The organism is Roseburia sp. CLA-AA-H209, assembly GCF_020687575.1.
In the GTDB taxonomy this organism is placed as follows: domain Bacteria; phylum Bacillota; class Clostridia; order Lachnospirales; family Lachnospiraceae; genus Roseburia_C; species Roseburia_C amylophila.
In genome coordinates this window covers 326,834-340,732 of the sequence record NZ_JAJEQU010000001.1, presented here as the reverse complement: position 1 = coordinate 340,732, position 13,899 = coordinate 326,834, and the positions used below count along the sequence as shown (strand labels likewise).

Genomic DNA, 13,899 nt, shown 5'->3' with positions numbered 1-13,899 from the left:
ATCAATCCTTTGCAAGGTTCTTGTTGGCAGTAGAGAGCATCAGTTTGATACGGTTCAACTGGTTTACTTCACTGGCACCCGGGTCATAGTCGATAGCCACGATGTTAGAAAGAGGGTACTGGTGACGCAGTTTCTTGATAACACCTTTACCAACCACATGGTTTGGCAGACAGGCAAATGGTTGTGTACATACGATATTATTGGTTCCGGTATGAATCAGCTCTAACATTTCACCGGTTAAGAACCAGCCTTCACCGGTCTGGTTACCCTGGGATACAATCTCAGAAGCATATTTTGCCAGTGTTTCAATGTGGGCAGGTGGATCAAAGTGTTCACTCTTTTCAAATTCGTCACGGGCAGCGGAACGGAGCCATTCGAAAAATCTGATACCGAGGTTTGAGACTCTTGCGGATTTCCGGCTCATGCCAAGGTGTTCTGCTTTAAAGTTCTGGTTATAGAAGCAGTAGAGCAGGAAGTCGGTAAGGTCAGGAACAACAGCCTCAGCACCTTCGGACTCCAGTAAGTCTACCAGATAATTATTTGCGGCTGGAAGGAATTTAACCAGAATCTCACCAACGACACCAACCTTAGGTTTCTTAATGTCTTTCATCGGAAGACGGTCGAAGTCACGGATGATTTCACGGCACATCTTTTTGTATTTCCGGTGGGAGACAAAGCCCTTCCTGGAAATAAATGCAATGACGCGTTCTTTCCATTTCTCATGAAGTGCATTGGCAGAACCAGGTACTTCCTCATAAGGTCTGGTGCGGTAGAGACAGCGCATGAAAATATCGCCAAACTCCAGGGCATAAAGACCGTGCTGGATAAGCTGTGGTGTGAACTTAAAGCCAGGGTTTTTCTCTAAGCCGCTTAAGTTGATGGAAATAACCGGAACGTCTTTATAACCGGCTTTTTCCAAGGCACGGCGGATAAATCCGATATAGTTGCTGGCACGACATCCACCACCGGTCTGTGAGATTAAAATTGCAGTCTTTGTCATGTCATATTTTCCGGACATAACAGCACTCATAATCTGACCGACAACCATAAGGGAAGGGTAGCAGGCATCATTATTTACATATTTTAATCCTACATCTACAGAGTCACGGTTATCATTGTCAAGTACAACCAGATGATATCCGGCAGCCTGGAAAGCAGGCTCTAAGAGTTCGAAATGAATCGGTGACATCTGCGGACAGAGAATTGTGTAACTGTCACGCATCTCTTCGGTAAATACTACACGGTTAAAGTTAGCGGGAACGATGGTACGTTTTTCCTGACGTTTTTCTTTGACACGGATAGCAGCAAGAAGAGAACGGATACGGATTCTTGCGGCACCTAAGTTATTTACCTCATCGATTTTCAGGCAGGTATAAATCTTGCCTGATTTGCTTAAAATGTCATTGACGCAGTCTGTTGTAACGGCATCTAATCCACAACCGAAGGAATTCAACTGGATTAAATCAAGATTATCCTGTGTCTTTACAAAGTTTGCTGCAGCATACAGTCTGGAGTGGTACATCCACTGGTCCATAACAATAAGCGGACGCTCTACTTCATGGAGATGTGCTACGGAATCCTCTGTAAGTACAGCTAGACCATAGGAATTAATCAGTTCCGGAATACCATGGTTGATTTCCGGATCCACATGATATGGACGGCCGGCAAGTACAATACCACGTTTTCCAGTCTCTTTTAAATATGCTAAAGTTTCTTCTCCTTTGTGCTTGATATCCTCTCTGGCATTGGAAAGCTCCTGCCATGCAGTTTTCGCGGCAGCTTTGATTTCTTCTGCCGGAATGGAGAACTCTTCGGTAAAGGTATGTACTAACTGCTCGGTCAGAACGTCAAGGTTGGTAAATGCCATAAACGGATTTAAGAAACGAACCTGACCTGAAGTAATTTCATCTACATTATTCTTGATATTTTCGGCATAGGATGTAACAATCGGGCAGTTGTAGTGATTGTTAGAATCCGGGAATTCATTTCTTTCATAAGGAATACATGGGTAGAAAATGAAATCTACCTGATGCTGAATCAGCCAGGATACATGACCGTGGGCAAGCTTGGCCGGATAACATTCGGACTCGCTTGGAATGGAATCAATACCCAGCTCGTAAATCTTTCTGGTTGACTGTGGAGAGAGTACTACTTCAAATTTTAAAGCTGCAAAGAAGGTTGCCCAGAATGGGTAATTCTCATACATATTTAATACTCTCGGAAGTCCTACGGTTCCGCGGGTGGCTTCTTCTTTCTTCAGTGGAGGATAAGCAAAAAGCCGTTCATTCTTATATTCAAAAAGGTTTGGAATATTTTCTTTATTCTTTTCTTTGCCAAGTCCACGTTCACAACGGTTACCGGTAATGTAGGAACGGTTGCCGGAGAAACGGTTGATGGTTAAAAGACAGTGGTTGGTACATCCCTGACAGCGGGTCAGCTTGGTATCAAAGGTCAGTGCATTGATTTCATCAATGGAAAGCATGGAAGTCTGGTAACCTTCCTCATGACGCTCCCTTGCAATTAAAGCAGCACCAAAAGCACCCATGATTCCTGCAATATCAGGTCTTACTGCTTCACAGCCGGAAATTTTTTCAAAACTCCGGAGTACCGCATCATTGTAGAAGGTTCCACCCTGAACTACGATATGCTCACCTAAATCCTTTGCATCGGAAAGCTTGATAACCTTGAAAAGAGCATTCTTGATAACGGAATAAGCAAGACCGGCGGAAATATCAGCAACGCTTGCACCCTCCTTCTGAGCCTGTTTTACCTTGGAATTCATAAATACGGTACAACGGGTTCCAAGGTCAATCGGGTTTTCAGCAAATAAAGCTTCTTTGGCAAAATCCTGCACACTGTAATTTAATGATTTTGCAAAAGTCTCGATAAAGGAACCGCATCCGGAAGAGCAGGCTTCATTTAACTGAACACTGTCAACGGTCTGGTTCTTAATCTTGATGCATTTCATATCCTGACCACCGATGTCTAAGATACAGTCTACATCCGGGTCAAAGAATGCCGCTGCATAGTAGTGGGCAACGGTTTCTACCTCACCGTCATCCAACATAAGGGCAGCTTTTAATAAAGCCTCTCCATAACCGGTGGAGCAGGAGTGTACAATATGTGCATCCGCCGGTAATAAGGAATAGATTTCCTTGATGGATTTGATTGCAGTAGCCAGAGGACTTCCGTTGTTGCTGCTATAGAAAGAATAGAGAAGAGAACCGTCTTCTCCTGCCAGTGCAATTTTGGTTGTGGTGGAACCGGCATCAATTCCAAGATAGCAGTTTCCTTTGTAAGTAGAAAGGTCCGCTGTCTTTACATTGTGTCCGTTATGACGGGCAGTAAAGGCGTCATAGTCAGCCTGGGTTGCAAAAAGAGGCTCCATACGGGCTACTTCAAATTCCATTTTAATATCAGAAGACAATTTGTCTAAAATATCGGATAAATCGTAAGTGACATCTTCTTTATAATTTAATGCAGAACCAATGGCTGCAAACAGATGGGAATTTTCCGGTGCAATAATGTGTTCATCATCCAGTTTTAAGGTGCGGATGAAAGCTTCCTTTAATTCAGAAAGAAAGTGCAGTGGTCCACCTAAGAAAGCAACGTGACCACGGATTGGTTTTCCACAGGCAAGACCACTGATGGTCTGGTTTACGACTGCCTGGAAAATAGAAGCAGATAAGTCCTCTCTGGTAGCACCTTCATTAATCAATGGCTGGATATCGGTTTTTGCAAATACACCGCATCGTGCAGCAATCGGATAGATGGCATCATAATTTTTGGCATACTCATTCAGACCGGATGCATCTGTCTGGATCAAAGATGCCATCTGGTCAATAAAGGAACCGGTACCACCGGCACAGATACCATTCATACGCTGCTCCACATTACCACCTTCAAAATAAATAATTTTGGCATCCTCGCCACCAAGCTCAATGGCAACGTCAGTCTGTGGCGCATAGTCCTGTAAGGCAGTAGATACGGAAATAACCTCCTGCACAAACGGAATGCCAAGATGTTTGGCAAGGGTAAGTCCGCCGGAACCGGTAATCATCGGTGCCAGCTTTAAATTCCCAAGCTTATCAAATGCCTTTTTTAATAAATCCGTTAAGGTTTCACGGATATTGGCAAAATGTCTTTCGTAGTCTGCAAACAGCAGCTCGTTATTTTTTCCAAGAACAGCAATTTTAACGGTTGTGGAACCGATGTCTATTCCCAGTTTGTTAAGATTTTTGTTTTCCATAATAATCACCCTGTATTAGTCTGTTACTTCATATTAATAATGTGTTTCATAAATTCCAAAACAAAATCCATTATACGACAGTATTTTTCAAAAAACAATTCCTAATAAAAGAATTTATGGATTGTTTAGAAATAGTGGGGAATCTGAAATTTTTATGAAGAAATCCCAGTGTCGTTGACAAATCTTTGGGGATACTTCTATAATAGTAGACAGATTGCAATAAACTAATTTATGAAATATGAGGTGTAATATGAATTTTTTGAATAAAATGGAGCGCAAAATTGGAAAATACGCAATCCCGAATCTGATGATTTATCTGATTGCAGCATATTGCATCGGATTTGTGATTTATACAGTAAATCCGAACTTTATGTTGATGCTGACCTTAAGCCCTTATCATATTCTGCATGGACAGGTGTGGAGACTGATTACCTGGATTCTGATGCCGACAGATACCAGAGTATTCTCACTGCTGATTATGGCGCTTCTTTATTATCAGCTTGGTTCTGCACTGGAACGGAGCTGGGGCACGTTCCGTTTTAATGTTTATATTTTCGGCGGAATGTTATTTACCGTAATCGGAGCGTTTATTTTATATGGAATATATGCAGCAGCCGGAACAGGAAGCTTAGAAACAATTTCATTGATTTCAAGCCTTACTTTCACTACGAATTATATCAATCTGACCATATTCCTTGCCTTTGCGGTCATGTATCCGGAAATGCAGATTTTACTGTTCTTTATTATTCCGGTAAAAATGAAGTGGATGGCAGTGGTATACGCAGTATTGATTGCAATTAATCTGATTTTAACCAGCTGGGGCGGAAGAATTGCTATCATTATGTCTATTTTAAACTTCCTGATTTTCTTCCTGTCTACCAGAAATTACAGAAGGGTATCCCCGAAGGAAATTCACCGGAAGCAGGTATTTAAGGCTCAGATGCGGGAGCCGAGGAGAGGCAGCATGGTGACAAAGCATAAATGTGCAGTCTGTGGAAGAACCGAGCTGGATGATCCAAACCTGGAATTCCGTTTCTGCTCCAAGTGCGATGGCAATTACGAATATTGTCAGGATCATCTGTTTACTCATCAGCATATTAAGCACAGCTAGAAAAGGAAAACGCGACCGGACAACATTTTGACGGAACTCCAAAAATCGTTATTGATTTAGCGGACGTTTGACTTTATAATAGATATATTAGTGAAGAAACGAACCCAGGAGGAAGACAAAATGGAAAACGAAGCTGTCTCCAAGAATTTTATTGAGCAGATTATCGACAAAGATTTAGCAGAAGGACATTGCAAAACGGTGCATACCAGATTTCCACCGGAGCCAAATGGCTATTTGCATATCGGACATGCCAAATCTATTCTTTTAAATTATGGACTTGCACAGGAATATAACGGCTTATTTAATATGCGTTTTGACGATACCAATCCGACCAAAGAGCGAAGCGAATTCGTAGAGTCAATCAAAGAGGATATTAAATGGCTGGGTGCGGATTGGGGCGACAGATTGTTTTTCGCATCCAATTATTTTGACCAGATGTATGAAGCAGCTGTAAAACTGATTAAGAAAGGGAAAGCATATGTTTCTGACTTAAGCGCAGAAGAGATGCGCGAGTACCGCGGAACCTTAAAGGAGCCGGGAAAAGAAGATCCGTCAGCCGGTAGAAGTGTAGAAGAGAACTTAGAACTGTTTGAAGCAATGAAAGATGGCAGGTATGCAGACGGTGAGAAGGTATTGCGTGCCAGAATTGATATGGCTTCTCCAAATATGAATATGCGTGACCCGGTTATTTACCGTGTGGCACATATGACTCATCAGAATACAGGGGATAAATGGTGCATTTATCCGATGTATGATTTTGCACATCCAATCGAGGATGCCATTGAAGGAATTACACATTCTATCTGTACGCTGGAATTCGAAGACCACAGACCTTTATATGACTGGGTTGTCCGTGAGTTAGAGTATGAGAATCCACCAAAGCAGATTGAGTTTGCAAAATTATATCTTACCAATGTGGTAACCGGTAAGCGTTACATTAAGAAGCTGGTAGAGGAGCATATTGTAGATGGATGGGATGACCCGCGTCTGGTATCCATTGCCGCTTTGAGAAGAAGAGGCTTTACACCGGAGTCTATTAAAATGTTTGTAGAGCTGTGCGGCGTTTCCAAGGCAAACAGTTCGGTAGATTATGCAATGTTAGAATATTGTATCCGTGAGGATTTGAAATTAAAACGTTCCCGCGTGATGGCAGTATTAGATCCAATTAAGGTTATTATTGACAATTATCCGGAAGATCAGATAGAATACTTTGATGTGGTCAATAATATGGAAAATGAAGCTCTAGGCAGCCGTAAGGTTCCGTTTGCAAGAGAACTTTACATTGACAGAGAAGATTTCATGGAAGAACCGCCGAGAAAATATTTCCGTATGTTCCCGGGTAACGAAGTGCGTCTGATGCATGCATATTTTGTGAAATGCAACAGCTTTGTAAAAGACGAGAACGGAAAAGTGACAGAGATTCACTGTACCTATGACCCGGAATCCAGAGGCGGAAACAGCCCGGATGGAAGAAAGGTAAAAGGAACCATTCACTGGGTAGCAGCACCAACCGCAGTGAAAGCAGAAGTAAGATTATACGAGAATATTGTGGACGAAGAGTTGGGCGTATATAACGAAGACGGAAGCCTGAACTTAAATCCGAATTCTCTTACCGTATTAAAAGAGTGCTATGTAGAGCCAGGTCTTGCAGATGCAAAAGGATATGACAGCTTCCAGTTTGTACGACAGGGATATTTCTGTGTAGACGCGAAAGATTCAAAAGAAGATGCACTGGTATTTAACCGCATCGTTTCACTAAAGAGTTCTTATAAACTGCCAGCTCAGCAGTAGAGCGGAGGAATAGATATGAATTTATTTTCTGGATTGGAAAAATTCGGAATAAAGGCAACTGACAGTACAGACCTTTATGCCGATGAGAAAGCAGCAGAAAAGAAAACAAAAGAAAAAGTAGAAACAGCCGTAGTACAGCCAAAGGAAGAGGATTTCCTTTTAGATAAGACCGTGCGCTGCCCGGTATGTGATAAAGAATTTAAGACGAAAATGGTAAAAGCCGGTAAGGTGAAGCGATTGGAGCCGGATGCAGATTTGAGACCGAGACAGCAGTATGTGGATTCTTTGAAATATGATGTGGCATCCTGCCCGAATTGCGGATATACTTCACTGAATCGTTATTTTGAACATATTACCATGGGTCAGATTAAATTGATTAAGGAACAGATTAGCCGGAATTTTCATCCGCAGGCACCATCTGACGATGCAACATGGGATTATGATAAGGCAATTGAAATGCATAAGTTATCCCTGTTTAATTCGATGGTAAAGAAAGCGAGAACCAGTGAAAAAGCATATAACTGTCTGATTCTTGCATGGTTGCTTCGCACCAAAGCAGAGGAATTAGAGACTGCCGGTAAAAAAGAAGAGGCAGCAGCCTGCAGACAGGAAGAGGAATCTTTCTATAAAGAGGCCTATGATGGCATGATGAAGGCAGTAAGTACAGAGATGTTCCCGATTTGTGGAATGGATCAGAGTACTATGGATTATCTTCTTGCAAATATGGCATTCCATTATAAGCAGTATGATGTAACATCAAAATGCTTAAGCCGTGTTTTGAGTTCCGCAAGTGCAAATCGTAAGATTAAGGATAAATCCTTGGAATTAAAAGAAATTATTTTAAAAGAGCTTAAGAAAAACCGATAGGTGGATAACGGGATGAAGGAATTATGGATTGATTTACAGCCGGATTCTCCACACGCACTTTATGAGCAGATTTACGAATATATTCGTAAGGATATAGCAGACGGTAAGATTTCCCCGGGGGAAAAATTACCGTCTACTCGTTTTATGGCCAAAAATCTGCAAATCAGCAGGAGTACCGTGGAACTGGCATATGAACAGCTTACAGCAGAGGGGTATATTGAACCAAAACCCTGTGCAGGCTATTTTGTATGCGATATCAGCATGCTGTATCAGCTGAGCCGTGGACAGGAAAAGCCAGAAGAGGGAAGACTCATGGAGCGGCAGAAAAAGCAGTATGAAATCAGTTTTTCTCCATATGAGATTGACCGGAAGCATTTTCCCTATGGAATATGGTATCGGATGCATAAGAGTGTAGTGCCGGAGGATAACCCGGATTTATTGCTTTCGGGAAATCCGAAGGGAGAACTGAATCTTAGAACGGCAATCAGCCGCTATCTCTATCAGGCGAGAGGGGTAGTCTGCGATGAAAAACAGATTCTTCTTGGTGCCGGTAATGAGTATCTTCTGTTATTGTTAGCTCAGATTATGGGGCGGGATAAGAAAGTGGCAATGGAGAATTATACTTATTTGCAGGCATATTATACTTTCTGTAATATGGGATATCGGGTGCTGGCAGAAGAAATTGATGAAGATGGAATTTGTATGGAGGCTATCCGGAAAGAAAATCCGGATATGGTTTATGTCATGCCATCCCATCAGTTCCCGTTGGGAAATGTCATGCCGCTGCGAAGAAGGCTGGAACTTTTACAGTGGGCATCTGAAGGAGAAGAACGTTATATCATAGAAGATGACCACGATAGTGAGTTTCGTTATAAAGGAAAGCCGATTCCGGCTTTGTGGGGAAATGATACCGGAGAACATGTGATTTATATAGGAACTTTTTCAAAAAGTATTGCACCATCTCTTCGAATCAGTTTTATGGTACTGCCCCATTCCCTGATGGAGCGGTACCACAGTTCCTGTGGTTTCTATGCCTGTACGGTGCCGCGGAACAGTCAGGAAGTATTGTGCCATTTTATGGAAGAAGGGCATTTTGAACGGCATCTGAACCGTATGCGTAATAACTATAAGAATAAGCATGATACTTTTATGCGTCTTTTAAAGCAGGAAGACTGGGTCTGCCGCATTTACGGTGATAATGCCGGCCTGCATGTATTGGTAGAACTGGAAGTGAAGTGGAAGGAAGAAGAGGTGGTAGAGCAGGCGAGAGAGCAGCATATTGAAATTCATGGACTGGGTGAATATGTGATTCAAAAGCCAAAGGAAAAGAAAGTTCCGACACTGGTGCTTGGATATGGTAATCTGACAGAAGATGAAATGGAACAGGGTCTTGCTGTATTAAGAGAGATTCTGGATAAATAAAAAAGACATTACATATCGGCGGCTGTCGAATGTAATGTCTTTCTCTTTTGTGTTATGTTAGAAAATACTATTTCTGGTTATTTTTTTCTAATTCCTGCATTTTCATAGCACGAACTTTTAATGGAAGACCAAACAGCGTGATGAATCCATCTGCATCATGGTGATCATAAAGGTCTCCGGTTGTAAAGCTTGCCAGTGACTCACTGTAGAGAGAGTATGGAGAAGTTGTTCCGGCTTTGATGATGTTTCCTTTGTAGAGCTTGAATTTCACTTCACCGGTTACATATTCCTGGGTAGACTCAACGAATGCCTGAACTGCTTCACGTAAAGGTGTGAACCATTTTCCTTCGTAAACAATCTGAGCCATACGATTGCCCATATCTTTTTTAACATCCATAGTAGCACGGTCTAATACGAGTTCCTCTAACTGACGATGTGCTTCCATCAGGATAGTTCCGCCAGGAGTTTCATATACACCACGGGATTTCATACCAACAACACGGTTTTCTACGATATCGATGATACCAATTCCATGTTTGCCGCCTAAACGGTTTAATTCACGGATGATATCGGAAACTTTCATTTTCTTTCCATTAACAGCAGTAGGAACACCTTTTTCAAAGGTCATGGTTACATATTCGCCCTCATCCGGAGCTTTTTCCGGAGAAACACCAAGAACTAAAAGGTGGTCATAGTTTGGCTCATTTGCAGGATCCTCTAACTCAAGACCTTCGTGGCTGATGTGCCATAAGTTACGGTCACGGCTGTAGCTCTGGTCAGTAGAGAATGGAAGATGAATGCCATGTGCTTTGCAGTATTCAATTTCGGATTCACGGGAATCCATTTTCCATTTGTCATCACGCCAAGGAGCAATAATTTTAATATCAGGAGCAAGTGCTTTGATAGAAAGCTCGAAACGAATCTGGTCATTTCCCTTACCGGTTGCACCGTGGCAGATAGCAACAGCATTTTCTTTTCGTGCAATTTCAACTAATTTCTTGGCAATACCAGGACGAGCCATAGAAGTTCCTAAGAGATATTTGTTCTCATATACGGCATCTGCCTGAACACATGGAACAATATAGTCATCACAGAATTCATCTGTAATATCTTCAATATATAATTTGGTTGCACCGGATAATTTTGCTCTTTCATCAAGACCGTCCAGCTCTTCACCCTGTCCGCAGTCAACACAGCAGCAGATTACTTCATAATCATAATTTTCTTTTAACCATGGGATGATAGCGGTTGTATCAAGTCCACCAGAGTACGCTAAAACAACTTTTTCTTTCATAATAATAGGTATCCTTTCTTCAGATGTTTTTTAACTAGGACTAATATACAACAAAAAAATTAAATACGCAAGCGAAAAAATATACATAATATACTTATAAAAATGCATAATTATATACAAAGGGTACATATTTATGTATAAAAACCGGATAATATATTAACAAAAGAAGACTTATAGAATCACAAATTAACTGAAAAAGCGTGAAAACAGAAAATAATACTTGCATAATGTATAAAACGAATGTATAATTATGCACTGTAAATGGCATGCAAATTTCGTGTGTGTCATAATCTTAAGAAGAAAGAAGATGTAAAAATGGTTAAAGCAGGAATTATCGGAGCAACCGGATATGCAGGAGCAGAACTGGTAAGGATTCTTATGGGACATCCTTCCGTAGAGATTAAGTGGTATGGCTCCAGAAGTTATATAGATAAGAAGTATGCAGATGTTTACCGTAATATGTTTGAAATCGTAGAGGATACCTGCCTCGATGATAATATAGAAGAGCTGGCAAAGCAGGTGGATGTTATCTTTACAGCAACACCGCAGGGTTTCCTTGGCTCTGTATTGAATGAGAAGATTTTATCCGAGACAAAGGTAATTGATTTGAGCGCAGATTACCGTATTAAAGATGTGGCTACTTATGAAAAATGGTATAAAATTGAGCATAAGAGTCCACAGTTTATTGAAGAAGCCGTTTACGGACTTTGCGAAATCAATCGTGAAAAGGTGAAAAATGCAAGACTGGTAGCCAATCCGGGATGCTATACCACCTGTTCTATTTTAACCGCATATCCGTTGGTAAAAGAGGGACTGATTGATGCCAATACATTGATTGTAGATGCAAAGAGCGGTACTTCCGGTGCAGGACGTGGAGCAAAGGTCAATAATCTGTTCTGTGAAGTAAATGAAAATATGAAGGCATATGGCGTGGCAACCCACAGACACACACCGGAAATTGAAGAACAGTTAGGTTATGCAGCCGGAAAAGAGATTACCATCAGTTTTACACCACATCTTGTTCCGATGAACCGTGGTATCTTAGCAACAGAGTACGCATCACTGGTAAAGAAAGCAGACGGAAGTTATCCAACCAAAGAAGAGATTCGTGCAGCTTATGAAAAATATTATAAGAACGAGAAATTCGTCAGGGTATTAGAGGATGGTGTGTGCCCGGAAACCAAATGGGTAGAAGGAAGCAACTATGTAGACGTGAACTTTGTAGTAGATGAGCGTACCGGAAGAGTGATTATGATGGGTGCGCTGGATAATCTGGTAAAAGGAGCAGCCGGTCAGGCGGTTCAGAATATGAATTTATTATTTGGATTAAAGGAATCGGAAGGTCTCGAACTGGTACCGATGTTCCCGTAAGCAGGAGAGAATATGGCAGAAGCTACATATATATTAAGAACAATGAAAGAAGACGATTTTAATGAAGTCCATGCACTCTGGATGAGCATTCACGGATTTGGCATCCGGAGCATTGATGATTCGGAAGAAAATGTGAAACGTTTTATCCGAAGAAATCCGGACACCAGTATCGTGGCATGTATGGATGGAAAAATCGTAGGAGCTATTCTTTGCGGACAGGATGGAAGAAGAGGATGCTTTTATCATGTATGCGTCCATGAGGATTACCGGAAACATGGTATTGGAAAAGCAATGGCAATGATGGCAATGGAAGCATTGAAAAAAGAAGGCATCAACAAAGTAAATCTGGTGGCATTTACCAGTAATGAGCTGGGCAATGGATTCTGGAAGAATATGGGCTGGACATTCCGGAAGGATATGAATTATTATGAATTTGATTTGAATCCGGAAAATGTAACTGTATTTAATCCATAAATAAATTCGGAAAGCAGACAGCTTAAGATAAAAGACAGAGGAAAGCAGGACAGGAGGCATATTATGAAAAAAGTAGAAGGCGGCGTTACCGCAGCAGAAGGTTTTCAGGCTGCATCCACAGCAGCAGGTATTAAGTATAAAGACAGAACAGATATGGCAATGATTTATTCCACAGAGCCATGTGCAGTTGCCGGAACATTTACCACGAATGTCGTAAAGGCAGCACCGGTAAAATGGGATAAGGACATTGTAAAGAACAGTGCATTTGCACAGGCAGTTGTAGTAAATGCCGGAATTGCCAATGCATGTACCGGAACAGAAGGATTAGGATATTGCAAAGATACTGCAAAGAAAACTTCAGAGTTAATGGATATTCCGGAGGATGCAGTTCTTGTGGCATCCACAGGAGTAATTGGAAAACAGCTTCCGATTGACCGTATCTGTGCCGGTGTGGAACAGATGAGCAAAAAATTAAGTGGTGATTTAACTAGTGGACATAATGCAGCACTTGCTATTATGACAACAGATACCCATGAGAAAGAGGCTGCAGTGGAGGTAGAGCTTTCCGGTAAGAAGGTTACCATCGGTGGAATGTGTAAAGGCTCTGGCATGATTCATCCGAATATGTGTACCATGTTAAGCTTTATCACAACAGATGCTGCAATTTCAAAAGAAATGTTGCAGGAAGCACTGAGCAGTACCGTAACAGATACTTATAACATGATTTCCGTAGATGGAGATACTTCCACCAACGACACCTGCCTGGTACTGGCAAATGGCCTTGCAGGCAATGAAAAAATCAAAGAGAAGAATGAAGATTACGAAACATTCTGTGAGGCACTTTATTATGTCAATGAAGCACTGGCTAAGATGATGGCAGGAGATGGCGAAGGCGCAACTGCTTTATTTGAAGTAAAAGTAGTGCATGCGGCATCCAAAGAAGATGCGGTTATCTTAAGCAAATCCGTAGTAACATCAAGTCTTACCAAGGCTGCAATCTTTGGACATGATGCTAACTGGGGAAGAATCCTATGTGCATTGGGCTATTCCGGCGTGGAATTTGATCCGGAGCAGGTTGACCTTTACTTTGAAAGTGCAGCCGGCAAGCTGATGATTATCAAAGATGGTGTTGCCGTAGATTATTCCGAGGAAGAGGCAACTAAGATTTTATCTGAAAAAGAAGTAACTGCCATTGCAGATATGAAGATGGGTGAAGCCTGTGCAACAGCATGGGGCTGTGATTTGACCTATGATTATATTAAAATAAATGCAGATTATCGTTCTTAAAAAAGATTCGTTAAAACATACTTTTTAAGAAAA

At 41.5% G+C, this 13,899-nt stretch carries 9 protein-coding genes; 7 read left to right on the top strand and 2 right to left on the bottom strand.

Features of this window, described 5'->3' with window-relative positions:
• Position 1: 1 nt before the first annotated feature.
• Positions 2 to 4,249: a 2-hydroxyacyl-CoA dehydratase gene (locus tag LKD41_RS01685; RefSeq protein WP_227700198.1), complete on the bottom strand. Its 4,248-nt coding sequence runs from the start codon at positions 4,247 to 4,249 to the stop codon at positions 2 to 4.
• Positions 4,250 to 4,499: 250 nt separating this feature from the next.
• On the opposite strand from LKD41_RS01685, the gene LKD41_RS01680 reads away from it, so the two are divergent.
• From LKD41_RS01680 to pdxR, 4 genes are all read left to right on the top strand, one after another.
• The gene (locus LKD41_RS01680; protein WP_022243109.1) at positions 4,500 to 5,360 is read left to right on the top strand and encodes a hypothetical protein; all 861 of its coding nucleotides are present in this window, start codon (positions 4,500 to 4,502) and stop codon (positions 5,358 to 5,360) included.
• Positions 5,361 to 5,480: 120 nt separating this feature from the next.
• Complete coding sequence (locus LKD41_RS01675) at positions 5,481 to 7,151, top strand: glutamine--tRNA ligase/YqeY domain fusion protein (RefSeq protein ID WP_022243108.1); 1,671 nt, start codon at positions 5,481 to 5,483, stop codon at positions 7,149 to 7,151.
• Between the two features lie 15 nt (positions 7,152 to 7,166).
• Entirely contained in the window at positions 7,167 to 8,018 is an 852-nt protein-coding gene (locus LKD41_RS01670; protein WP_022243107.1) for a DUF2225 domain-containing protein, read from the top strand.
• Positions 8,019 to 8,030: 12 nt separating this feature from the next.
• Positions 8,031 to 9,440: a MocR-like pyridoxine biosynthesis transcription factor PdxR gene (gene pdxR / locus LKD41_RS01665; RefSeq protein WP_022243106.1), complete on the top strand. Its 1,410-nt coding sequence runs from the start codon at positions 8,031 to 8,033 to the stop codon at positions 9,438 to 9,440.
• A 67-nt stretch (positions 9,441 to 9,507) separates the two neighbouring features.
• Here pdxR and LKD41_RS01660 read toward each other — a convergent pair whose 3' ends face one another.
• Positions 9,508 to 10,734: an argininosuccinate synthase gene (locus tag LKD41_RS01660; RefSeq protein ID WP_022243105.1), complete on the bottom strand. Its 1,227-nt coding sequence runs from the start codon at positions 10,732 to 10,734 to the stop codon at positions 9,508 to 9,510.
• Positions 10,735 to 11,049: 315 nt separating this feature from the next.
• On the opposite strand from LKD41_RS01660, the gene argC reads away from it, so the two are divergent.
• The 3 genes from argC to argJ all read left to right on the top strand — a co-directional run bounded on the left by argC (position 11,050) and on the right by argJ (position 13,866).
• Positions 11,050 to 12,105, top strand: a complete 1,056-nt coding sequence (gene argC, locus LKD41_RS01655) for an N-acetyl-gamma-glutamyl-phosphate reductase (RefSeq protein WP_227700197.1) — start codon at positions 11,050 to 11,052, stop codon at positions 12,103 to 12,105.
• A 12-nt stretch (positions 12,106 to 12,117) separates the two neighbouring features.
• Positions 12,118 to 12,579, top strand: a complete 462-nt coding sequence (locus LKD41_RS01650) for a GNAT family N-acetyltransferase (RefSeq protein WP_117696967.1) — start codon at positions 12,118 to 12,120, stop codon at positions 12,577 to 12,579.
• A gap of 63 nt (positions 12,580 to 12,642) precedes the next feature.
• Positions 12,643 to 13,866: a bifunctional glutamate N-acetyltransferase/amino-acid acetyltransferase ArgJ gene (gene argJ / locus LKD41_RS01645; protein WP_022243102.1), complete on the top strand. Its 1,224-nt coding sequence runs from the start codon at positions 12,643 to 12,645 to the stop codon at positions 13,864 to 13,866.
• The last annotated feature ends 33 nt before the right edge of the window (positions 13,867 to 13,899 follow it).

Coding starts and splice junctions, on each gene's coding strand:
- LKD41_RS01670 (WP_022243107.1), top strand. CDS start 7,167: ATGAATTTATTTTCTGGATTGGAAAAATTCGGAATAAAGGCAACTGAC.
- LKD41_RS01660 (WP_022243105.1), bottom strand. CDS start 10,734: ATGAAAGAAAAAGTTGTTTTAGCGTACTCTGGTGGACTTGATACAACC.
- LKD41_RS01675 (WP_022243108.1), top strand. CDS start 5,481: ATGGAAAACGAAGCTGTCTCCAAGAATTTTATTGAGCAGATTATCGAC.
- LKD41_RS01685 (WP_227700198.1), bottom strand. CDS start 4,249: ATGGAAAACAAAAATCTTAACAAACTGGGAATAGACATCGGTTCCACA.
- LKD41_RS01650 (WP_117696967.1), top strand. CDS start 12,118: ATGGCAGAAGCTACATATATATTAAGAACAATGAAAGAAGACGATTTT.
- argJ (WP_022243102.1), top strand. CDS start 12,643: ATGAAAAAAGTAGAAGGCGGCGTTACCGCAGCAGAAGGTTTTCAGGCT.
- pdxR (WP_022243106.1), top strand. CDS start 8,031: ATGAAGGAATTATGGATTGATTTACAGCCGGATTCTCCACACGCACTT.
- argC (WP_227700197.1), top strand. CDS start 11,050: ATGGTTAAAGCAGGAATTATCGGAGCAACCGGATATGCAGGAGCAGAA.
- LKD41_RS01680 (WP_022243109.1), top strand. CDS start 4,500: ATGAATTTTTTGAATAAAATGGAGCGCAAAATTGGAAAATACGCAATC.